Raw genomic sequence first — 22353 nt, 5'->3', positions numbered from 1 at the left:
GGGGCGGCGGGTGCTGGTCGAATCGGCGATCGGCGATGCGTACGGTGCGGGATTCGAGTACGCGGATCCCGCGTTCGTGGCGGCGCACAACACACTGCGGGGCTACGTGCAGCACCCGAAGCATCTCGGCATCCGCCCTGGCGCGTACACCGACGACACCCAAATGACCTTGGCCATCGCCGAATTGCTGGTCGCCGGGGATCCGTGGACGCCGCTGGGGCTGGCCGACAAATTCGTCTCGGCGTTCCACCGTGACCCGCGCGAGGGCTACGCCGGACGGTTCTACGACTTCCTCCGCTCCGTCCACGACGGCGCGGAATTCCTGCGCCGGATCCGGCCCGACAGCGACAAGAGCGGCGCCGCCATGCGGGCGACGCCGATCGGCCTGCTCCCCACTGTCGACGAGGTGCTGCACCATGCCGCGGTGCAGGCGGCGGTCACCCACGACACTCCGGCGGGGATCGCCTCCGCTCAGGCCGCGGCGCTGGCGGTCCACTACTGCCACTACGAGCTCGGCCCGGTCGCGAACCTCCCGCAGTGGGTGGACAGTCACGTCCCGTCCGGATGGTCGCGGCCGTGGCGCGGCAAGGTCGGTTCCAAAGGACGCATGAGCGTCGGCGCCGCCCTCACCGCGTTGTCCACCAGCGGCACGATGAGCGAATTGTTGCGCACCTGCGTCGCGTTCACCGGAGACGTGGACACTGTCGCGACGATCGCCCTCGCCGCCGCCGCGCGCTCATCCGAAATCACACAGGACCTTCCGTCTGTGCTGCTGGAGAACCTGGAGAACGGGACGTACGGCCGCGACTACCTCGCTCGCCTGAACAGCCGGCTACTGGGCTGAGAGCACCGACGCGCCAGTTCCTGTCGACCTCGGCGCGCTCACGACACCTGCGCGGGCGGCCACTGTCTGCTGCTGGAGACCGGCAGGCTGCGCGCCGAGGGCGATCCGGAATCGACGGTCGAGCTCGGTTCGTATCGAGAACGCGCTGCTAACGTCGAATCGTGCCCGACGCGCTGACCCGATACCGATCCGTTCTCCCCGCCGACGGCGAGTGGGAGCCGGTCGACAGCGGGGAGTCGGAGGCCGCCGTATTCCGCGCCGGCGACGGCTCGCGGTACGCGAAGTGCGTCACGGAGAACGCGGCGGCCGAGCTGACGCAAGAGCGCGATCGTTCCGAATGGCTGTGCGCCCGTGGAATTTCCGGGCCGCGACCACTCGAGTGGCGCGAGAACGCCGACGCTGCCTGCCTGGTGACGAAGGTGGTGCCCGGCGTGCCCGCCGACCGCGTGTCCGCCGAGGCGCTGGCCGCCGCGTGGGAATCGATCAGCGACGCGGTCCACCGTCTGCACGAACTACCGACCGATACCTGCCCGTTCGAACGCGGCGTCACCACGATGTTCGCGAAGGCGCAGGACGTGGTGGCCCGCGGCGCGGTGAACACGGAGTTCCTGCCGGAGGAGCAGCTTGACACGCCTCCGGCAGTGCTGCTGGCTCGGCTGGCCGCCCAGGTGGACCGGTGGGTCGCGCGGGAGTCCGTGGAATCCGTGGTGTGCCACGGAGATCTATGCCTGCCGAACATCGTCCTGGATCCGGACACGCGGTCGGTCACCGGATTCCTCGATCTGGGGCGCCTCGGTGTGGCCGATCCGTACGTCGATATCGCTCTGCTGCTGGCCAATTCGCGCGAGACCTGGCCCGACGAACGGTGGGCGCTGGACGCCGACCGCCGCTTCGCCGAACGCTACGGCATCGACCTGGACGCGGAACGGCAGCGCTTCTATCTGCATCTCGATCCGCTCACCTGGGGCTGACGCGGAGTCAGGCCATCGAGATACCGGTGATCAAGGTGCGTCCGGTGAGGGTCTTCGTGGTGATGATCTGGGTGAAGGTCTTCGGCAGCTGACCCGGGTACTGCTGGGTGAGCCGGACTTCCCAGTGCGACTGCCCATCCCCCGCCCCGGCGGCGGTGCGGGTGATCTGCACGCAGTAGCGGGTGCCGACCGGCACCTGATCGATGCCGCGCTGGATCTGCTCGGCGGGCGGGACCGTCGCGTCCTGGGCTACCACGGCGCGGGCGGCGACGCCCGAGCGTTGCACGTAATAGGCGCGTTCGAAAGCCATGATCGCCGAGGGGCCGTCGAGGGTGCCACCGATATCGGTGCCCGAGACGACATCACCGGTGCGGCGCTGTTCGCATCCCGGAGTCGCCACCGCCGCCGGGGATTCGGGTCCGGTCGGCGTCGGCGACACGGTCGGCCGGGCGTCGTCGGCCGCGGGCACCGGGCGCGTCGGCGTCGGCGCGGCGCGAGTTCCGGAGCTGGGCAGCACCGCCCACAGAATCGAACCCACCGCGACGAGCACGCCGAGACCGATCAGCACCGCGAGAAGCTTGTTGCCGCGCTCGGGCTGCTGCTCCGGCTGGCGCGGACGCGGACGGCGCAGCGCCGGACCGGGATTGCCGCCGGTCCGGTCGATGATCGCGGGGACCACCGGAACACCCTCGTCGCCGCCGCGCTCCGGCTCGGGCTCTTCGTCGACCGGAACCCGGATCTCGACGGTCGGCGAATCCGAGGGTTCCTCGGAGCGGATCGGCGGGTCGAGCCATTCGGCCCACTCGCCCATCCGTCGCGGTGGCTGACGCACCGGTGGCTCGGCCCGAGGCGGCTCGGGCTCGTAGAACGGCGTCGGCCCGGCGAACGGCGATGTGGTGCGCGGTGATTCAGGCTCGTAGAACGGCTCCGGCATCACAGGCGGCGCAACGGGCGGCTCGGACGGCGATCCGGTGCGCAGCGGCTCGGGCTGGTAGAACGGCTCCGGGCCCGCGAGCGGCGATCCGGCGCGCGGCGATTCGGGCTCGTAGAACGGCTCCGGCATCACAGGCGGCGCAACGCGCGGCGGCTCCGACGGCGATCCGGTCCGCGGCGGCTCGGTCCCGTAGAACGGCTCCGGCATCACAGGCGGCGCGACGCGCGGCGGCTCTGGTTGGCGTGGCGGTGTGCGCGGCGGTTCCGGCGCACGCAGGGGTGCGCCGGACGACGCCGAGGACCGACGCGCCGCGGGCCGTCGCCGTCGACGCTTACCGGTCGGCGGCGCGGGCAGTCGCAGCATCGGCAGCCCGGTGTCGAACGGATTCGGCTGGCCCTGCTGGTTGTTCGAGGGGCCCTGGTCAGGGCGCGTCATCGCCGAAGTCGCCGATCACGGCGGCCGGGACGGTGACCGATTCCGGAATCATCGCGGCCGCGGGAACAGTCACGCCGAGCTGGCCGTCACGCGGCCTGCGGTCTTGGTCGCCGCCCATCGGCGGCGGCATCGCGACGCCACCGTGCGTGCCCGGCTGTCCGGCAGGCTCGGGCGGTTTGGGCGCTGTGTCCTGCGGCGCGGGCGTGGGCGGAATGATCGACGCGGGCGGCGCGGGCCTGTGCTCGGGCTTCGGGGCATCCGGTTTCGCGCTCGGGCCCGTCGCGTTCTGCGACGGGTTCGACGGCGACGAGCCGCCGCCGAAGTCGATCACCTTCGACGGCGTGCCGGACGTGCCACCGTTGTTGGCGCCGTTCGTGGTGCTGCCCGGGTTGACGAGTTCCGGGATCGCCTGCTCGATGACCTTGTCCGCGGACGCCGCCACGGTGTCCATGGCGTGCGTGCCGACTTCGACGATCTTGTCGATCAGATGCGTGCCGATGTCGACGCCCGCGGAAATGGCCGCGGTGCCCAGCTGCACGCCCGCCGAGACGAGCTGCTGTTGCAGCTGGAGTTGGGCGACCTGCGCCGGATCCAAGGGCTGGCCCTGCACGGTGACGCCAGGAACGGCGGCGGTCGAGGTGCCGCCGATGGACGGCTGGCTCGTGCCGCCGATACCGCCCGGCGAGGTGACCGTGAGCGGACCCATCTCGTCCAATCGACGGGTGTGGTCGTTCATCTCGGTGCGCGCGGTGCCGACGGTGGTGATCGCGTCGCGCAGCGCCTGCGCCGCGCGCTCGATGACGGCGTCGGTGTCGGGCGCGGCGGTCGCGTTGCCGAGGATCACCCTCGCGTCGCGGCGGAAGTCGGCGATGATCTGATCCACCCGGCGCGCGGCGCGGGCGCTGGTGGCCTGCGCGTCGCCCAGCACCGCGAGGTAGGCGGGGCCGCGATCGGAGATCTCGCCGATCTCGGTCTGAGTGGTGCGCAACGCGGGCACGGCGGCGTCCGCGCCGCGCGAGGTCCAGGTGGATTCCAGCGCGTACAGACCGTCCCGGTGCGGGCCCTCGGACTCGGCGGCGTGCGTGGACGCGGCCGACAGGGCGCCGGTGATGGCGCGATCGGGCAGGGTGGCGCCGGTGCCGAGCGTGGCGCGCAGCGAGAGCATCGGCTGCACCAGCGCCGCGACGATCGGCGGGTCCGAGGTGGGATCGTTGCTGACGACCGGCAGCGTGTCGGTGCTGGTCTGCTCGGTGGGGCGCCGTCGGCGCAGCGCGCTGAGCCGCCTCATGCCAGCTCCTCCCCGGTCTTCGCCAGGGCTGCGGCGGTGTCCGCGTCGCCGGTCTGCATGGCCGCACCGTAGTCGCGCAGCACCTGACCGTAGGCGGCCACCAGCTGACCCGCGGTGGACAGTGCCTGGGTGTGCTCGGACACCGCGGTGGTGAACCGCGCGACGAACTCCGCCCCGACCATGCCGAGATCGGCGTCGAGCTTCTGCGAGTTCACCGCGCCGGAGGCGGCGGCCGAGGCCTGGGCCAATTGTTGCGCCACGGTCTCCGCTATCGCGGTGTAGGCGGCCATCGCCGCCGGGTCGAGCTTCAGCGTGTCCATCGTTCCCCCTTCACGGAAAACCAAACTCTCGCTGTCGCATCACGGTTGAGCCGAGCTTAACGGTCCGGTCCGACATCGCGCCGGATCACCACGAAACACCGGCGGCACCGCCTGGCCGTGCCGTGCGGACGTGCCCATCGCCGATGATGTGCGTCCGTCCGGTTCGCGACCTGCGTCCCATAGTCGCACGACTCGCCCCGAGATCGTCGGTCTGTCTTGCAATCCGGGACGAAGCGGACTCGATGCCGCACGGCGGGAACGCTTTCCGAGCCGGACGAACTGGGCTTTCCCGAAACAGCTCGGTCGACAGATCTCAGCGGGAGAGGTCCGGCCACGGCGGGCGCCGGACGATCGCGAGCAAGCCGAGCACCACGGCCACCAGCCCGATCGTCTCGCCGAGAAGGGCGATCCGGCCCGCGTCGACGGCGGGCGTCCAGCTGGCCTGACCGTCCTTGACGACGAAGACGCCGAGCGGCCGCGCCGCGCCACCCAACCAGCCGCCCCGCGCGGCGGTGACGATGACCGACCCGTCGGCGGTCTCCTGCGGCGTCCCGAAGACGAGCGCGCCCGCCGTCTGCGCCCCACCGAGTTGTCCTCGCAACGACATTCCGGCCCCCTTCGCTGTCGAAATCGGATCGCGCCGCGATGAGCCCGCGCGACCACGCCAGCCTACTGGCCGGGGAGGGAGGAAGGCCGTCGAAACCGCGCCGCCCCGATCGGACGCGGCGGTGCCCGGCGCCGCCGGAAATTTCCGTGCGGGAATAGTCGGGACAGCGATACGTTCGTTCGTGATGCTTAGTTGAACGAACGAAAGGGGGCCGCCGGTGGCCACCGAGACCGCGCAGTCGTCCATCGGCCTCCGGTCCGAACGCGGGGCGATACTCGGCTCGCTGATGCTGTCGACCGGGCTCGTCGCCCTCGATTCGACCATCATCGCCACCGCGGTGCTGTCCATCACGGACAACCTCGGCGGGTTCGCCCAGTTCCCCTGGCTCTTCTCGATCTATCTGCTCGCGCAGGCGGTGACGGTGCCGATCTACGGCAAGCTCGCCGACACGGTCGGCCGCAAACCGGTGATCCTGTTCGGCATCGCGGTGTTCGCGCTGGGTTCGCTGCTGTGCGGGCTCGCGCCCAGCATGCTCGCGCTGATCGTCTTCCGCGCGGTGCAGGGCATCGGCGCGGGCGCCATCCAGCCGATGACCATGGTGATCGCGGGCGACCTCTACACACTGACCGAACGCGCCAGGGTGCAGGGCTACCTGGCCAGCGTGTGGGCGATGTCCTCGGTGGCTGGTCCGCTGCTGGGCGGCGTGTTCGCCGACTTCGTCAGCTGGCGCTGGATCTTCCTGGTCAACCTGCCGCTCTCGGCGGTTGCCGCCTGGATGCTGTTGCGCAGTTTCACCGAGCACACGGTGCGGCGCAGCCAGGACATCGACTATCTCGGCGCGGGCCTGCTGACGCTGGGCGCGGGCGCGATCATCCTCGGATTGCTCGAGGGCGGCCAGGCGTGGGCGTGGTCCTCGCCCGCGAGCATCGGCATCTTCGCCGGGGGCGGCTTGGTGCTCGTGCTGTTCGCGCTCGTGGAACGGCGGGCGGCGAATCCGATTCTGCCGCTGTGGGTCTTCACCCGCCGGGTGGTGGTGGCCAGCAGCCTGGTCTCGGTGCTGATCGGCGCGGTGCTGATCGGCCTGACCTCCTACGTGCCGACCTTCACCCAGGGCGTGCTCGGCACCAGCGCGCTGGTCGCGGGGCTCACCGTCGGCGCGCTCACCCTCGGCTGGCCGCTGGCCGCCTCCCAGGCCGGAAAGGTCTACCTGCGCATCGGCTTTCGCGGCAGTGCCCTCATCGGCAGCGGACTCGCCGCACTCGGGGCCGCGTCCACTCTGCTCATCGACGAGCACTCCACGCTGTGGCAGATCTCCGCGTCCTGCTTCGTGATCGGCACGGGCATGGGCCTGGTCGCGACGCCGACCCTGATCGCCGCGCAGACGAGCGCCGAATGGTCCGAGCGCGGGGTGGTGACCTCGGCCAACATGTTCGCCCGCTCGATCGGCAGCGCCATCGGCGTCGCCGTGTTCGGCGCCATCGTCAACTCCAGGGTCGGCGAGACCGACCACCCCGCCCCGCACACCCTGGCCTCGGCGGTGCACCTGGTCTTCGTGACCGTCGCGGCGATGGCCGCGGTCATGCTGGTGGCCTCGGCCATGATGCCGAACCGCAGCGCCGACGGCACGACCTGATCCGGGCGCGGGTCATTCCGCGGCGCGGCGGCCTTCGATTTCGGCGAGAGCGCGGTCCCGCTGAACTGCGGGCAGCCCGGCGGCCGCCGTGCGCACGGATCGCACGGCGTCCGGCGAGAGCGCGGACAGGGTGCTGTGGAACTCGGGCCACAGATCGTGGTCGGCGGTCGCGGACAGCATGTCCGCGAGCTTCGATTCGGGGACGAGTCCGACGAAGCGTTCGAGCTGCGCGGGCTCGTCCACGAGGAACGCCGTGCGGGTCAGCGCGAGCCCGTCGAGCACCACCACGGTGGCGCGCGCCGCGGCGTCGGAGACCGACGACATCAGATCGCCGAGGGTGATCCAGTCGCCTCGCGCGGCGAGTTGCTCGGCGACGGCTCGCACCGTGGCCGAGGGCAGCCCGGCGATGATGGTCGCCGCGTGGCGGGGGTCGAGCTGGGCGGCGATGTCGGCGAGGAAATCGACGGGCAGGCGTTTGGCCATCTGCACCGCGTGCCCCGGGTCGAGCACCGCCGACATCTTGGCGGCCAGCAGCGCGTTGTGGTGGCGGCCGACCAGCTTGACCAGGATCGGGATGGGAATGACCTTGGTGGCGCCCGCCATTCGGCGCAGCCCGTGTGCCTGGTGGTCGAAGAGCATGTCGGCGACCTGCATACGGAACTGGCGCAATTCCGCGTCGGGCACGTCGCCCAGGTATCCGAGGTCGTCCACCGGGACGCGCAGCGTCCGCGCCAGTTTGACGAGCTGCGGGGCGACGCTCGGCGCGGTCACCGCCCCACCGCCTTCTTCACCGGGCCGCGCAGCATCCGCGGCAGCAGATCCAGCAGGGAGATCGCGGCCTCGTGCAGGTCGTCGAACTGCTTGGCCTCCGCGCGTTCCACGGTCTCGGCCAGTTCGGCCCGGCGGTCCGGCGGCAGCGCGGCGATGGCCGGGGGTAGATCGCCGGGGATCAGTTCGGCCAGCGTTTTCTGCGCCATCGCTACCTCCGTGCGTCGGACGGATCGGGCTCTCGAACTCCTTCGACCAACCGTAGCGAAAGTGGTAGGAAGACGGATCGCCCCGCGCCGGGTGAGCGCGGGGCGATGTGTTCCGAGCGGGGTGGACCGGGTTCGAGGCCCGGCCGCATCACCGCACCGAGACTTCCTCCTGCTCGCGCGCTCCGCCGCCGAGCTTGTCCATCACCACGTAGCCTGCGCACACCAGCACCGTCCACACCGCGCCGACGACGATCGCGGTGCGTCCGCTCTCGGTCCAGAACAGCAGCACCACGACGAGACCGAGGAAGGCCAGCGCCGCCACCGAGGTCACCGGCGCGCCGGGCAGGCGGTAGTCGCTGGCGGGCAGCAGGCCGCGGCTCACCTTGGCGCGGTAGCGCAGATGGCAGACCAGGATCGTGCCCCAGACGAAGATGATGCCGATGGTCGAGACCGAGGTGATGTAGGCGAACGCCTTGTCCGGCGAGATCACGTTCACCACCACGCCGATGACCATCGCCGCGGCCGAGGCGGTGATGCCGACATAGGGCACCGAGCGACCGCTCAGCTCGCCGAACCGGGCCGGTGCCTCCTGCCGCAGCGACAAGCTGCGCAGCATGCGGCCGGTCGAGTAGATGCCGGAGTTGCACGAGGAGAGGGCCGCCGTCAGCAGCACGAAGTTGATGATGCCCGCCGCGGCCGGAATGCCGATCTGCTCGAACACCTCCACGAACGGGCTCTTGCCCGCGTGGAACGAGCGCCACCCCGCCACCGACATGATGACCACCAGCGCGCCGACGTAGAACAGGCCGATGCGGAAGGGCAGGGTGTTGATCGCCTTGCGCAGCGTGGTGCGCGGATCGCGCGCCTCGCCCGCGGTCACGCCGACCAGCTCGACGCCGACGTAGGCGAACAGCACGATCTGCAACACGAGCAGGGACTGGCCGAAGCCGTTCGGGAACACGCCGCCGTCGTTCCACAGATTCGTCACGGTCGGGTCTGTCGCGTGTCCGATGCCGAAGACCAGCACGGCGATACCGATGCCGATCATGGCCAGGATGGCGGTGACCTTGATGGCGGAGAACCAGAACTCGCCCTCGCCGAACAACCGCACCGAGATCATGTTGGCCGCGAACATCACCCCGAGCACCACCAGCGCGGTGATCCACGGCTCGATGTCGAACCAGTACTGCACGTACTTGCCCGCGACGGTGATCTCGGCCATGCAGGTCGCGACCCACACCGCCCAGTAGGTCCAGCCCGTCACGAAACCGGCGAAGCGGCCGAGGAATTCGTGCGCGTATTCGGCGAAGCTGCCGGAGACCGGCCGGTAGGTGAGCAGTTCGCCGAGCGCGCGCATGATGACGAAGATCGCCAAGCCGGCCGCCAGGTAGGCCAGGATCAGCGCGGGCCCCGCCTGTTCGATGGCTCCGCCCGCGCCGTAGAAGAGACCGGTGCCGATGGCGCCGCCGATGGCGATCATCTGGATCGTGCGCGGGTTCAGACCCCGCGCATAACCCTCCTCGCCCGGCGCGGCCGAATCGGACAGCGCCGCGTCCGCTGGTAGCCGGCGGTCAGAGGCTGTCATACCTAACAGTCCTTCCCCTCATCCGAAAGATCAGCACGTCACGCTACCGGCGACGGCCGGGAAGCCGGCGGGCACGGTCCGCGCGACAACCTTGTTGCTCCTATTCCCTCGCTCTGTCACCATCGATGTCATCAATGATGACAACAACGGTGACAGGAGCAGGTCATGTCGGACAAGACAGCCCGCCCGCACCGGCTGACCAGGGATCGCATCGTGGCAGCGGCGGTGGACATCGCCGCGCGCGGCCGTCCCGACGGGTTGACCGGACGCGCGCTCGGCGAGGAACTCGGCGTCGACCGCTCGGCCGTGTGGCGGCACTTCGCGGACAAGGACACGCTGCTGCGCGCCGTCGGCGACCGGCTGCTGACCCTGGCCTACGAACAGGTGCCCGGCGGGCTCGATCCGAAACCGCGACTGGAGGCGCTGGCCAGGGCGGTCGTCGCGGTCTTCGTCGGGCACCCGTACGTCGGCGCGGCGATCGCCTCGCGCACCACCCGCGGGCCCGGCGAGTTCGCGGTGGTCGACATGATGCTCACGGCGCTGGCCGAGCTCGGCCTCTCCCCCGGTGACGTGGCCCGCTACCAGCGCATGCTCGCGGTAAGCGTGCTGTCCTACGCCGGTGTCAGCGCGAGCTACGCGGTGCTGCCGCAGAAGGTCCGCGACGCCGACGAAAGGTCGTGGACGCGTGAGTATTACGCGGTCGACGCCGAGGAGTACCCGGGCATCGCCGAATACGCCACGCGAGTGGCAGCGGTCGACCAGGACATGGTGCTGGACACCATGATCGAGGCCTTCTGGACCGCGGTCGACGCGCGCACGAAGTCGAATACCAACGAGCGGAACGAATCTCATGACTGACCAGCCCACCCACGGCTCCCGGCTGCGCCGTTACGCGCTGCGGATCGCCGTCACCCTCGGCCTGATCGTGGCCGTGGTCGTCGGCGCCGCCTTCGCCGCCGCACCGCTGTTGCGCATTCCGGGACCGACCACGCTCGCGCACCTGCTGAGCGACGCGCCGTCGACACAGGGCGGCTTGTTCGAGAGCCGGACCGTACCGGCCGCGCCGTCCCCGCGCCCCTTTCCAGTCGCGACGGCGCCGTTGCCGGACACGGTGCCGTGGAAGGGTTCTCGCGTTCCGTTCGCGGAGTTCCTGACCGCTACAGGAACCAACTCGTTCCTGGTGGTACGCGACGGCAAGCTGACCAACGAGTGGTACCGCTCCGGCGTCGGTCCCACCACCATGCAGTCCTCGTGGTCGGTCGCGAAATCCGTGGTGTCGCTGTTGATCGGCGGCGCCGTCGAGGCGGGCACGCTGCGCGAGGACGACCGGCTCGTCGACATCCTGCCCGAGCTCGCCAACGGCACGGAATACGACACCGTCACCCTGCGCCAGCTGCTGGACATGGCCTCCGGCGTCGACGTCTCGGAGAACTACAACCCGTACTGGCCGCTCACCGGCACGGCCCGCATGTATCTCACCGAGGACCTCGACGGTTTCGTTCGCGACCACCGCGGACTGCGGTTCGCGCCGGGCAGCAGGGGCGATTACCGCAGCGTGGACACCCAGCTGCTCGGCATGGCGCTGGCAAGGGCCACCGGGAAGCCACTGGGTGAGCTACTCGCCCAACAGATCTGGGCTCCGATCGGCGCCGAGGACGACGCGCTGTGGAATCTCGACCGGGCGGGCGGCCAGGAGAAGGCGTTCTGCTGCCTCAACGCCACCGCCCGCGATTTCGCCAAGATCGGCCGGCTGGTGCTCGACGGCGGACGCGCCGGGGCGACCCAGGTGATCTCGCCCGCGTGGATCGAACGGATCTCCACGCCCGCGCCGCTGCCCGTCTCCGACTGGGGATACGGCGCGCAGTGGTGGCACCCGACGGGCGCCGAGCCCGATCTGATGGCCATCGGCGTGTACGGACAGTACGTCTACGTCGACCCGCCGAGCCGCACTGTCATCGTCAAGCTCAGCGACCACGGCACCATGCAGGACGAGATGGACACCATCACGGTCTTCCGCGCCCTCGCCGCCGCCCGCTGACGCGCCGGAAATATGTCGGCAGCGCGGGACGTTGCACCGGTGGCCGTCTGCCCTGGAGGAGCCGCATGTTCGACGTCCCGCTGTCCGTTCTGGATCTCGCGCCCGTGCAGACCGGCGCGAGCCCCGGCGAGGCGCTCGCCGCGACGACCGAATTGGCACGGCGGACCGAAGAATTGGGCTATCGGCGATTCTGGGTGGCCGAGCACCACAACATGCCCGGTATCGCCAGCTCCTCGCCGAGCGTGGTGATCGCGCACCTGGCGGCGGCGACCACGCGCATCAGGGTCGGTTCGGGCGGGGTCATGCTGCCCAACCACGCGCCGCTGGTGGTCGCCGAACAGTTCGGCACTCTGGACGCCTTGCATCCGGGCCGGATCGATCTCGGCATCGGACGCGCCCCCGGCACCGACCAGGCCACCGCGCTCGCGCTGCGGCGCACCGCCGAAGGGCTGTCGGCGGAATCGTTCCCCAGCGAGCTGGCCGATCTGCTGCGGTACTTTCGCGGCGTGGGGCCGGGCGGCATCTCCGCCACACCGGGTCGGGGCGCCGCGCCCGAGATCTGGTTGCTCGGGTCCAGCGGCTACAGCGCGCAGGTGGCGGCGGTGCTCGGGGTGCGCTTCGCCTTCGCGCACCACATCAGCCCGACGAACACCGAGGCCGCGCTCGCGTTGTATCGCGACAACTTCCGGCCTTCCGACCAGCTCGAGCGGCCGCACGCCATGGTCGCCGCGTCCGCGATCTGCGCCGACACCGACGAGCGCGCCGACGCCTTGGCCCGCCCGCGCGACCTGGCCTTCCTCTATCTGACCTCCGGGAGGCCGCGGGCGCTGCCGACGCCGGAGGAGGCCGCGGCCTTCCAGCCCTCCGAGCGGGAGAGCCACTTCATCGCGCAGCGCCGCGCGGGCCAGGTGATGGGCTCGCCGGAGGCGGTGCGCGGCCAGCTCGACGACCTGCTGCGCCGCACCGAGGCCGACGAGCTGATGCTCAACACCCTCGTCTACGACATCGAGGACCGCGCCCGCTCCTTCGAGCTCATCGCCAAGGTGGCGGCCGCCTAGTGCGCCGCCGATCCGGAGTCTCAGCGGAGCACGCGGCGCGGCGAACCGCTTAGTGCAGCGGGAAACCGTGCCCGGCCAATGCCTCGCGCAGCCGGTCGCGGCCGTTGAGGCTGCGCGCCGAGGCCAGCCGGTCCAGGACCCGCTCGGTCCAGGAGTGCGCGAGCCCCTGCTCGGCATAGAACTCCGCGATCCGACCCTCGTACTCCGCGACATGCTCGCGCTGGGCCGCCAGCTCGTAGGTTTCGTGATGCAGCACCGCCTCCTGCGGCAGCCGCGGCTTCACCGTGGTCTCCTCGGCCGGGTCGGGATGACCGACCACCAGTCCGAACACCGCGAAAACCTGAGGCGGAAGGCCCAATTCGGTGGCGACCTGTTCCGGCTTGTTGCGCAACGCGCCGATGTAGACGGTGCCGAGCCCGAGCGATTCCGCCGCGACGACGGCGTTCTGCGCGGCGAGTGCGGCGTCGATGAAGCCCACGTAGCTGGATTCGAGGTAGTCGGCGCCCTCCAGCGGGGCGCCGCGGTCGTCGGCGAGTTGCCGGAGCCTGGCGAAATCGGCGGTCCACACCAGCAGCACCGGCGCCTGCTCGATGTGCGCTTGGCCGCCGGCCAGCGCAGCCAGCCGCGCCTTGCGCGCCTCGTCGCGAACCGCGATCACGCTCCACACCTGCAAGTTCGACGAGGTCGGCGCGGATTGGGCGGCGGAGATCACCAGCTTCAGGATGTCGTCGGACACCGGATCCGGCAGGTAGCGTCGCACCGACCGGTGCTCGTGCAGCACCCGCAGGACCGGGTTCCAGTGGGCGGGTTCGACCGGTGTCGCGTCGCGGTAGCGCTGGCGCAGGGCATCGGTCGGGGTCGGTGCGATCTGGGTCATGCCCTCATCTTGACGACCGGCGAGGCGCCCGTCTGCGTTAACCGTCACCGTGAACGGAACGGCACACCCCGCACCGCCCCTAGTCCGGGTACGGTTGGTAAGGCATACCTAAATCACCGACTGTCCGGAGGTTACCTTGGCACGCCCCCGCACCACTCTCACCGTGCTGCGCACCGAATGGCTGACCCCGCACCTGATCCGAGTCCACTTCGGCGGTCCGGGCTTCACCGCGTTCCGGCCCAGCGAATTCACCGACTCCTATGTGAAATTCATCTTCCCGCGCGACGGCGTCGATGTGCTGCGCACCTACACCGTCCGCTCGGTGGATGTGGACGCCGGAACGCTGGCCGCCGACTTCGTCTTCCACGGTTCGGAAGGCATCGCGGGCCCTTGGGCGGCCTCGGTGCAGCCCGGCGAGACCATCGACGCGTACGGCCCGGGCGGCGCGTACGCCCCGCGCGCCGACGCGGACTGGCATCTGCTCGCGGGTGACGAGGCGGCGCTGCCCGCGATCGCGGCCGCCTTGGAGGCGATGCCCGCCGACGCCGTCGGCCATGCCTTCGTCGAGGTGTCGGGCCCCGAGGACGAACTGAAGCTCGACAAGCCCGAGGGCGTCGAGTTCACCTGGCTGCACCGCGGCGCGCGGCCCGCGGGCGAGCTGCTGGCCGAGACCGTGCGGGCCACCCCGTGGCGTGAGGGCCACGTCCAGGTCTTCATCCACGGCGAGGCGCAGTCCGTGATGCACGATCTGCGCCGCTACATCCGCAGGGAACGGCAGGTGCCCGCGGAGTGGGCCGCCTCGATCTCGGGCTATTGGCGCCGCGGGCGCACCGAGGAGGGCTTCCGCGAGTGGAAGGCAGACCTGGCCGCCAAGGAGACGGTAACCGTCGATTGATACGCGCGTCGGCCCGCGTACGCCCGTTTTCACCGCCCGCGCCGGCGCGGTGAAAACGGGGCCGACCGGCTGGGCCTCCCGTCGGCGGACCTCCCACCGGCGGGCCACCCAGGTCGCGGCCGAACCGTTGAGCGACCGTCCTCGGTGCCGCCCGCTCAACCGCTACGGTGAAAAACCTTCACGACATCGGAAATCAATCCCCCCAACCGCTCGTGGCCAGGATCGCGTCCCAGGTCAGGTAGGGCAGGTCGGGGTGCCGTTGCCGGAGGATGTCGCCGGGCAGCGAGCCGGGCGGGGCCTTGAGCGGATTCGCCAGCGCCTGCGTTTCGACGGAGTCGGCGAGGGCCCGGCTGCCGCCCAGCCTGGGGTAGCGCGCGTGCACCAGGTCGGCGTAGCCGGGCGGCAGGTCGGCCGGGCTGCCACCGATGTCGATGCCGATGCCCTGCACCGCGATCCAGATCTCCGGCCTGCGCCTGCGGCGGTAGACGGGCGAATCGCTGAGACCCGAGGTGTGCGCGGCGATCGCATCCCAGACGATGTCCACCCGGTCGTCGGTGACGCCGTTGTCCTCCAGGAAGCGGGCGGCGTAGTCCGCGCCGTCGACCTCGAAACGCTGGTCGCCGTTGGCGATGTCGCCGAGGCCGATGTCGTGCAGCGCGCAGATCAGATACATCAGCTCCTCGTCGTAGCCGGACCCGGGCGCCAAGCCCTGCGCGGCCGCGACCGCGCGGCTGAACAGGTAGCCGCGCACGCTGTGATTACGCAGGTGCGGCGCGAGCGCCCGGTCGATCAGTTCGGTGGCGCGGCTCGCCAGCGGCGTGGACGGCAGGGCGAGCGAATCCGCCTGCGCGGCCACCTGATCGGCGGACCAGGCGAGCGCGGCACCGGCCAGACCGGCGCCGAGGGCGGTGCGACGTGATATGGACATGGGTCTCCCCTCGTTCGGTGAAAAGCACCGCGACGCCGCGGGATACGGCGCGCGGAACGGGAATTCAGCGCGCCGCGGCGCGGAATCTGTTGCGGTAGTCGGTCGGCGTGACGCCGAGCCGTTTCAGGAAGGTGCGGCGCATGGTTTCCTCGGAGCCGAGCCCGCTGCGCCGTGCGACGGTCGCCACGCCCTCGTCGCCCGCCTCCAGCAGGCGCTGGGCCGCCTCGATCCGTGCCCGCTCGACGTACTGCGCCGGGGTCACCCCGATCTCCTTGCGGAACAACCTGGTCAGGTGGCGTTCGCTCACCGCGGCGCGTGCCGCGAGCGCGGCCAGGCTGTGGTCGGCGGCCGGGTCGGCGACGACCGAGTCGATCGCCGCGCGCAGTCCGCCTGCGCGCGGCGTCGCGGTGCCGGTGTGCAGGCTGAACTGCGACTGCCCGCCCGGGCGGCGCAGGAACACCACCAGGTGTTTGGCGATCGACCGCGCCGCCTCCGGCCCGTGATCCTCCTCGACCAGCGCGAGCGCCATGTCGATGCCCGCGCTCACGCCCGCCGAGGTGATGATCTCCCCGTCACGCACGTAGATGGCGTCCGGCTGCACGGCGATGCGCGGAAATCGTTGCGCCAGTTCGGTACACGCCAGCCAATGGGTGGTTGCCCTACGTCCGTCCAACAAGCCGGCCTCGGTCAGCACAAAAGCACCGGTGCAGACCGACGCGACGCGACGCGCGTCCGCCGCCGCCGCGGCGACGGCGCGCACCAGCTCCGGCGGAAGCGATTCGCCCACCGCGTATCCCGGCACGAGCAGGGTGTCGGCGCGGGCGGCGAGGTCATCGATGGCGCCCTCCACACCGAGCGGCGCGCCGACGTCGGTGCGAACCGGTGCGCCGTCCGGTGAGGCGAATCGGATGCGATGACCCGCCCAGTGCAGGACCTGCACCGGCCCGGCGACGTCGAGCAACAGCACGCCCTCCGCGATCGCCACCACCACATCGCCACGATCCGATTCCATGAGCCCAGTCTGGGCGGGCGCGGTCATGTCCTCGAGGACACGCAACCCTCGGATCCGGCCACGTCGTCAGCACGGCCGGGCGGCGCCTATCGCCAACTCGGAAGCCACAATTGCCGATTCCAGGTATCCATCGAAATCGGCGTCGCCGTGAGAATCGGCCATATCCAGGCGAAGTCGGCGATCACGATTCCGAGGTACAGGCAGACGATCAGCAATCGCAAACGCCCGCGCTCGGAGGAGGCCGATACGCGGCCCAGGATATCGCCGAGTCCGATCGCGAGCAGCATCACCAGGAACGGCGCCATCGCCGTGGCGTAGAAGAAGTACATCTGACGATCCAGGGACGCGAACCAGGGCAGCCACGCCGCCAGATAGCACATCAGCACGGTCGCGTACCGCCAGTCCCGATGGGCGACGGATCGCCAAGCGGCCCACAGTAGTACGGGGAATGCCAGCCACCAGACAGCGGGCGTGCCGATCAGCATGATGGCTTTCACGCACGGCGCGTCGCCACAGCCGGTCGCCGTACCGGGATCGGGAAAGTAGTACAGCATCGGACGCAGCCCCATCGGCCAAGTCCACGGCTTCGACTCCCACGGATGGTGATTACCCGCCGAATTCGTCAGGTGCGTATGGAATTCGAGAACTGCGCCGCTGTTGTACCACAGCGACCGCAGCGCGTCGGGCACGAAGGAAAAGAATCCCCCGGCGCCGACGTGATTTCCGACCGCATATCTGTTGATACCGGTCTCGCTGGCGAACCAGCCGCCGTACGAGGCGAGGTAGAGACCCAACGGAATGACGATCAGCGCGTACATCGACGGGACCAGATCGCGAACGAGCGTACCGACCCACGGCCGGACCACACCGTACGAGCGCCGAGCGACCGCGGTGAACGCCAGCGACATCAGAAAGAAGGCGGCCAAGAAGTAGATTCCCGACCACTTCGTCCCGCAGGCGAGTCCCAGGAATACGCCCGCGCCGAACCGCCACCATCGCACGCCCAACCTCGGCCCGTACGGTGTCGACAGCGTGCGTCCGGCGAGATCGGCATAGGCCGTTCTCGCGCGGATCTCATCGCGATCCACGACGAGACAGCCGAATGCGGCGGTGGCGAACAAAGCCATGAAGATGTCCAGCATTCCGATGCGGGATTGAACGAAAGTCACGCCCTCGGCCACCATCAGAATGCCCGCGATCGCGCCGACCGCGGTCGAACGCGTCAGCCTCCGCGCGATGCGAATCACGATCAGCACCAACACGGTTCCGGCTACTGCGGCGGAAAACCGCCAACCCCAGGCGTTGTAGCCGAAGAGCGATTCGCCGAGCGCGATCGCCATCTTCCCGACCGGCGGATGGACGATGACGGAAAACCCCGGATTGTCATCGATCCACATCCCGTTGGTCAGCATCTCCCAGCCCTGAGATGCGTAGTACTTCTCGTCGAATACCGGATGTCCGCCGTCGGTCGGATAATTCAGATTGGTGAAGCGGGTGACCGCCGCGAGTGCGGTGAGAAAAGCGGTGACAAGCCATCCGCGAAGACGATCTTCGGGTCCGAAATCCGCGATCGGCCGCAGTGGGCGCGGGCTGGTAAGGGCAGAAGGTACTGGCCGTGGCTCGGTCAGCTGGATCATGCGTCGATACTAGAGGCGCTCCCTGGACAATTCCGCTGAGACAGGCTCGGCCGCGGCGGTTTTCGGCACGGATCGGTGCACGGCGTGGAATCCCGGGAGCCGGCGGTCGACGGCGGGGATCATGAGTTGAATCAGCGGACCGATGCCGAACGCGTAGACGAGGGTGCCGATGCCGACGCTGCCGCCCAGCAGCCAGCCGGTGACCAGCACCGTCACCTCGATGGCGGTGCGGATCAGCCGGACGGACCAGCCCGTGCGCCGGACCAGGCCAGTCATCAGTCCATCGCGCGGCCCCGGACCCATGCCCGCGCCGATGTAGAGCACGGTGGCCGCCGCATTGAGCGCCACGGCCGCGAGCATCGCGGCGACGCGCACCGGCAGCGACTCCCCCGTCGGCAGCAGCCACAGTCCGGTGTCCACCGACAACCCGATCACCACGATATTGCTGATCGTGCCGAGGCCGGGCCGCTGCCGCAACGGAATCCACGCGAGCAGCACCACCGCGCCGGTCACCGCGGTGACGGCGCCGAAGCTGAGCGGCACGTGCTCGGCCACGCCCTGGTGGAACACATCCCACGGGTCGAGTCCGAGCCCGGCGCGCACCATGACCGCCATGGAGAACCCGTACAACCACAATCCGCTGTAGAGCGCGACCAACCGCCGGAGAAGCATTGGCCCAGCATGACCGCCACTGGCATCGAGAGACAGATCCAGTAGCCGATAACTGGCTGTCAGTTGGCGGAGAGTGTGGCGGGCATGGAGCGGTAGCTGTTCAGGTTCACCAGGCCACGCGGGATCGGCGGACCGTCCAGACGCAGATCCGGGTACCGCTCGAAGAGGGCTCGCAGCCCGATGGCGCCTTCCAATCGGGCGAGGTGGGCTCCCAGGCAGCTGTGCACCCCGCTGCTGAACGAGAGATGTTCCGCGGCGTTGGCCCTGGTCACATCGAATCGTTCGGGATCGGGGAAGACGGTGGGGTCCTTGTTGGCGCCCTGCAGCAAAAGCAGGATCAGGGAACCGGATTCGACGTGCTGATCGGCGATATCGACGTCGCAACTCGCGAGGCGGCCCGTTATCCGTATGGGTCCGTCGTAGCGCAGGATTTCCTCGACCGCACCCGGCCACAGCTCCGGCTGCGCCTTCAGCATTTCCAGCTGGTCCGGATGGCGTGTCAGCAGGGCGATTCCGTTGCCGAGCATGTTCACCGTCGTCAAGAATCCGGCGTCGAGCAGCAGGGCCGCGTTGGCCACCTGCTCGCGGCGGGTGAGCTCGCCACCTGTCACCAGCATGCTGAGCACATCGTCGCCCGGTTCGGCGGCGAGCCCGGCGATGTGCTGGTCGAAATACCGCTGCCCCTCGGCCAAGTCTTCGATGGCGCGGCGGAAAGCGGCCCAGGTCAGGCCTCGGTCGAGCAGCGGCGCACCGGTGTCTCCCCACCTCAGCAGGGTCGAGTGCATGTCGGCGGGCAACCCGAGAATCTCGGCGATGATCGAGATCGGCAACGGCTCGGAGAAGTCGCTGATCAGATCAGGTCGCGGCGTCGATTTCAGGCGTTCGAGCAGATCATCGGTCACTTCGACAATCCGCTCCTCGAGTTTGGCTATCGCCTTCGGAGCGAATGCCTGCCCGACCAGGCGGCGGTACTTGGTGTGCTCCGGCGGATCGGTCACCAGCATCGAAGGCGGTTCCGCGAGGTTGGGAAGCCCCAGATCCGTCTTGGTCAGTACCCATCGCATCAGCTTCGGCAGGGCTCGATTGTTGGGTGTGAACGTGCCGAAGCGACGGTCCCGCAGGATGAGCCTGCACAGTTCGTGGTCCGCGGTCACGTGCACCTGCTGCGCTATCGTGGGCATCCGGCCCCGCTGCCGGATCTCCTCTACGGAGCGCGGCGCGCCGCGCTCGCGATCCGGACCGACCACGATCTGCGCGAAGGGATCGCCCCGACGTGCCGACACCAAAAGATAGGTCCGTGCCAGGCGATGGAGGAACAGCCACCGTATCCACGCGCGCGCTAACATTTGTCACCTCCCACGCTGGATCTCCCCATGGTAAAGCGCCGCCGCACACACGGTTGGCAAATTCTCGGCTAGCCGCCGTCGGCGACGTCGCCGACCGGGGCCGGAAGGCATTGCTCATGGTCGTCACGGTGGTCGATCGCACCGACTCCGGCGCTGCGGTCCTGCCACGCAGGTAGCGTGGTAGAGCGGACTACGCCTTGATCAGCAAGCTCCGAGGACACACATCGCAATGATCATCGCCATGTCCCGGCCCGCCCGCGCGTAACCGAGTTTCCCAACACAAACCAAGAGGTACGGGGATGTGATGGAGCGACCTTCAGATCACATGAGGGCCACGACGGACCGGCGCGGCTTCGTCAAAGGCGTCGGCCTGGCCGCCGCGCTGCTGGGTCTTGCGGGTGGAAGCACGCTCGCTTCTCCCGCGTGGGCCGACAGCCCGAATTCGTTGATGTACCGCGTACTGGTGCCGGAGATCTTCGCGCCGCTGCCGGATCCGGCCGACCATGTGCCTGCGATCGTCATCGGCTCGGGGTTCGGGGCATCCATCGCCGCACTGCGCCTGGCACAGTCCGGGACCGAGGTCGCGGTGCTCGAGCGCGGGTCGCGCTGGCCGAATGATCCGTGGCGCTACATCTTCGCCGTCGACACCATCCCGGATGGCCGTGGCTTCTGGCATCGCACCACGTTCACCGGAGTGACCAGGGCCACCATGTCGTTCGATCTGTTCGGCGGGGTCCTCGACGTTTCCAACTACCCGGGCATCGACGTGTGGCGCGGTGCGTGCGTGGGCGGTGGCTCAGTGGTGTTCACCGGAGTGATGCTCGAGCCCGAGCAGCGGTTCTTCGATCATGTGTTCGGCGGTGTGGTCGACTACCACGAGATGCATGACGTCTACTACCCCAGAGTCCGAGATATGTTGCGGCCGAGCCCGATACCGGACGACATCTATCACTCCGTCGCGTTCGCGCACGCGCGGGCCTGGGACGATCAGGTCCGCGCGGCCGGCTATATGCCGCAGCGTATCGACGGCATGTGGAATTGGAACATCATCCGCGACGAGCTGGCCGGGCGATCGAAGCCGTCGGCAACGGTCGGCTGTTCGAACCTCGGCAATTCCAACGGCGCGAAGTTCGATCTGAACCAGAACTACCTGCGCTATGCCGAGGACACCGGCCGCGCCCGGATCTATCCGGGCCACCGTGTGGACGCCATCGCCAAGGAACCCGGACCGTCGGGTCGCTATATCGTTGCCTTGACCAAACTCGCACCCACCGGTGAGGTGCTCCGAACCCGGACGCTGACCTGCGACATGTTGTTCCTCGGTGCGGGCTCGATCGGCACCTCCGAGCTGTTGGTGCGCGCGCGGGAGACCGGCGCGCTGCCGAACCTGAACGAACACATCGGCGAAGGCTGGGGCAGCAACGGCGATGTCGGCTTGGCGCGACCGCTCACCTCACTCGACGTGGGCACGCAGGGCGCACCGTCCGCGAGCCGGATTCTGGACGAGGCGGGCAGACCTGTGTCGCTGGAGAACTGGTTCATCCCCGGCGCGACGCCTTTCGACATCACCACCCTCGGATCGCTGGGCATCGTGCTCGACGACACCCGCGGCCGGTTCGTCTACAACCCGGCCAATGGCAGGGTGGACCTGCAATGGCCTGACGACGGCGCGGCCGGCTACCTCGCGCGAGCGCTGGAAGTCAACGACAAGGTGGCGTGCCACTGCCCGCCCATCGCCCTACCGGTCATAGGCGGGGACGCCTCGTTCACCTCACACCCGTTGGGCGGCGCTGTGATCGGACGCGCGACAGACGGGTACGGTCGGGTACGCGGTTATCGAGGCCTGTACGTGATGGACGGGGCGGCCGTGCCCGGCAGCACCGGAACAGTGAACCCCGCGTTGACGATCAGCGCGCTGGCCGAGCGCAATATCGAACAGATCATCAGTTCTGGGGAGTAGGCCGAGACACACGCTTCGGCATCTTTTCTCCGAAAACGGACAAAAAAGACGCAAGATCGGGCGAAGCGCGTTGGACCTGCACTTATTACATGTCCAAATATGGCCGCGTCATCGATCCCGCCGGGCCCGATGCTCGATCGCGAGCAAGCAGAGGCAATTCGCAATCGGGCACCGAAGTAATTGCATCGAGGTGTCGAGCCATCGCGAATGATTCATTAGTCGAGCCGATCGCTATACGCACCCGATGCGCCTCGACGATCTACGTGGAGGAATCACGGAGCGCCGTCTATCACTTTCGTAAATATTGACGTTATTACGCGACGCGGATCGTGGGTC

General features: G+C 69.2%; 21 protein-coding genes. 8 read left to right on the top strand and 13 right to left on the bottom strand.

Going from position 1 to position 22353, the window contains the following annotated elements; genetic code table 11:
• Positions 1 to 10 precede the first annotated feature (10 nt).
• Together ACRWNM_RS21105 and ACRWNM_RS21100 are read left to right on the top strand one after the other, a co-directional pair.
• A complete protein-coding gene (locus ACRWNM_RS21105) occupies positions 11 to 844 on the top strand; it encodes an ADP-ribosylglycohydrolase family protein (RefSeq protein WP_431969769.1) in 834 nt (277 codons plus the stop codon).
• 161 nt (positions 845 to 1005) lie between these two features.
• Positions 1006 to 1815 (top strand): APH(3'') family aminoglycoside O-phosphotransferase, encoded by an 810-nt coding sequence (locus ACRWNM_RS21100; RefSeq protein WP_431969768.1) that lies wholly within the window; start codon positions 1006 to 1008, stop codon positions 1813 to 1815.
• Positions 1816 to 1822: 7 nt separating this feature from the next.
• On the opposite strand, the gene ACRWNM_RS21095 is transcribed toward ACRWNM_RS21100, so the two are convergent.
• From ACRWNM_RS21095 to ACRWNM_RS21080, 4 genes are all read right to left on the bottom strand, one after another.
• Positions 1823 to 3184 (bottom strand): hypothetical protein, encoded by a 1362-nt coding sequence (locus tag ACRWNM_RS21095; protein ID WP_431969767.1) that lies wholly within the window; start codon positions 3182 to 3184, stop codon positions 1823 to 1825.
• Positions 3171 to 4472, bottom strand: coding sequence for a hypothetical protein (locus ACRWNM_RS21090; protein ID WP_431969766.1), 1302 nt, complete (start codon positions 4470 to 4472; stop codon positions 3171 to 3173). The genes ACRWNM_RS21095 and ACRWNM_RS21090 overlap by 14 nt, the downstream gene beginning before the upstream one ends.
• Entirely contained in the window at positions 4469 to 4792 is a 324-nt protein-coding gene (locus tag ACRWNM_RS21085; RefSeq protein ID WP_431969765.1) for a hypothetical protein, read from the bottom strand. The genes ACRWNM_RS21090 and ACRWNM_RS21085 overlap by 4 nt, the downstream gene beginning before the upstream one ends.
• Before the next feature lie 313 nt (positions 4793 to 5105).
• Positions 5106 to 5399: a hypothetical protein gene (locus ACRWNM_RS21080; RefSeq protein WP_431969764.1), complete on the bottom strand. Its 294-nt coding sequence runs from the start codon at positions 5397 to 5399 to the stop codon at positions 5106 to 5108.
• Positions 5400 to 5616: 217 nt separating this feature from the next.
• On the opposite strand from ACRWNM_RS21080, the gene ACRWNM_RS21075 reads away from it, so the two are divergent.
• Complete coding sequence (locus ACRWNM_RS21075; protein WP_431969763.1) at positions 5617 to 7032, top strand: MDR family MFS transporter; 1416 nt, start codon at positions 5617 to 5619, stop codon at positions 7030 to 7032.
• Positions 7033 to 7044: 12 nt separating this feature from the next.
• Here ACRWNM_RS21075 and ACRWNM_RS21070 read toward each other — a convergent pair whose 3' ends face one another.
• From ACRWNM_RS21070 to ACRWNM_RS21060, 3 genes are all read right to left on the bottom strand, one after another.
• A complete protein-coding gene (locus tag ACRWNM_RS21070; RefSeq protein WP_431969762.1) occupies positions 7045 to 7803 on the bottom strand; it encodes a hypothetical protein in 759 nt (252 codons plus the stop codon).
• The gene (locus tag ACRWNM_RS21065) at positions 7800 to 8009 is read right to left on the bottom strand and encodes a hypothetical protein (RefSeq protein WP_431969761.1); all 210 of its coding nucleotides are present in this window, start codon (positions 8007 to 8009) and stop codon (positions 7800 to 7802) included. The genes ACRWNM_RS21070 and ACRWNM_RS21065 overlap by 4 nt, the downstream gene beginning before the upstream one ends.
• A 148-nt stretch (positions 8010 to 8157) precedes the next feature.
• A complete protein-coding gene (locus tag ACRWNM_RS21060) occupies positions 8158 to 9594 on the bottom strand; it encodes an amino acid permease (RefSeq protein WP_431969760.1) in 1437 nt (478 codons plus the stop codon).
• A gap of 165 nt (positions 9595 to 9759) precedes the next feature.
• On the opposite strand from ACRWNM_RS21060, the gene ACRWNM_RS21055 reads away from it, so the two are divergent.
• The 3 genes from ACRWNM_RS21055 (at position 9760) to ACRWNM_RS21045 (ending at position 12690) form a co-directional block, all read left to right on the top strand.
• The gene (locus ACRWNM_RS21055) at positions 9760 to 10452 is read left to right on the top strand and encodes a TetR/AcrR family transcriptional regulator (RefSeq protein ID WP_431969759.1); all 693 of its coding nucleotides are present in this window, start codon (positions 9760 to 9762) and stop codon (positions 10450 to 10452) included.
• Positions 10445 to 11632, top strand: a complete 1188-nt coding sequence (locus ACRWNM_RS21050) for a serine hydrolase domain-containing protein (RefSeq protein ID WP_431969758.1) — start codon at positions 10445 to 10447, stop codon at positions 11630 to 11632. The genes ACRWNM_RS21055 and ACRWNM_RS21050 overlap by 8 nt, the downstream gene beginning before the upstream one ends.
• 65 nt (positions 11633 to 11697) lie before the next feature.
• On the top strand, positions 11698 to 12690 hold the full coding sequence (locus ACRWNM_RS21045; protein WP_431969757.1) for an LLM class flavin-dependent oxidoreductase: 993 nt from the start codon (positions 11698 to 11700) through the stop codon (positions 12688 to 12690).
• Positions 12691 to 12739: 49 nt separating this feature from the next.
• Here ACRWNM_RS21045 and ACRWNM_RS21040 read toward each other — a convergent pair whose 3' ends face one another.
• Positions 12740 to 13567: an NADPH-dependent oxidoreductase gene (locus ACRWNM_RS21040; protein WP_431969756.1), complete on the bottom strand. Its 828-nt coding sequence runs from the start codon at positions 13565 to 13567 to the stop codon at positions 12740 to 12742.
• Between the two features lie 136 nt (positions 13568 to 13703).
• On the opposite strand from ACRWNM_RS21040, the gene ACRWNM_RS21035 reads away from it, so the two are divergent.
• The gene (locus ACRWNM_RS21035; RefSeq protein ID WP_431969755.1) at positions 13704 to 14462 is read left to right on the top strand and encodes a siderophore-interacting protein; all 759 of its coding nucleotides are present in this window, start codon (positions 13704 to 13706) and stop codon (positions 14460 to 14462) included.
• A gap of 193 nt (positions 14463 to 14655) precedes the next feature.
• Here the strand turns inward: ACRWNM_RS21035 and ACRWNM_RS21030 are convergent, their stop codons facing one another.
• The 5 genes from ACRWNM_RS21030 to ACRWNM_RS21010 form a co-directional block, all read right to left on the bottom strand.
• Positions 14656 to 15390: an HD domain-containing protein gene (locus tag ACRWNM_RS21030; protein WP_431969754.1), complete on the bottom strand. Its 735-nt coding sequence runs from the start codon at positions 15388 to 15390 to the stop codon at positions 14656 to 14658.
• 64 nt (positions 15391 to 15454) lie between these two features.
• The gene (locus ACRWNM_RS21025) at positions 15455 to 16402 is read right to left on the bottom strand and encodes a GlxA family transcriptional regulator (protein ID WP_431969753.1); all 948 of its coding nucleotides are present in this window, start codon (positions 16400 to 16402) and stop codon (positions 15455 to 15457) included.
• Between the two features lie 86 nt (positions 16403 to 16488).
• Positions 16489 to 18039 carry a dolichyl-phosphate-mannose--protein mannosyltransferase gene (locus ACRWNM_RS21020; protein WP_431969752.1) on the bottom strand — a complete coding sequence of 517 codons (1551 nt, stop codon included), beginning with the start codon at positions 18037 to 18039 and terminating at the stop codon, positions 16489 to 16491.
• Positions 18040 to 18048: 9 nt separating this feature from the next.
• Positions 18049 to 18711 (bottom strand): YczE/YyaS/YitT family protein, encoded by a 663-nt coding sequence (locus tag ACRWNM_RS21015; protein WP_431969751.1) that lies wholly within the window; start codon positions 18709 to 18711, stop codon positions 18049 to 18051.
• Positions 18712 to 18770: 59 nt separating this feature from the next.
• A complete protein-coding gene (locus ACRWNM_RS21010; RefSeq protein WP_431969750.1) occupies positions 18771 to 19994 on the bottom strand; it encodes a cytochrome P450 in 1224 nt (407 codons plus the stop codon).
• Positions 19995 to 20382: 388 nt separating this feature from the next.
• On the opposite strand from ACRWNM_RS21010, the gene ACRWNM_RS21005 reads away from it, so the two are divergent.
• On the top strand, positions 20383 to 22017 hold the full coding sequence (locus ACRWNM_RS21005) for a GMC oxidoreductase (RefSeq protein WP_431969749.1): 1635 nt from the start codon (positions 20383 to 20385) through the stop codon (positions 22015 to 22017).
• The last annotated feature ends 336 nt before the right edge of the window (positions 22018 to 22353 follow it).

It is taken from the genome of Nocardia sp. bgisy134, assembly GCF_965341865.1.
Lineage (GTDB): Bacteria > Actinomycetota > Actinomycetes > Mycobacteriales > Mycobacteriaceae > Nocardia.
This window is presented reverse-complemented; position numbering and strand designations above follow the sequence as displayed.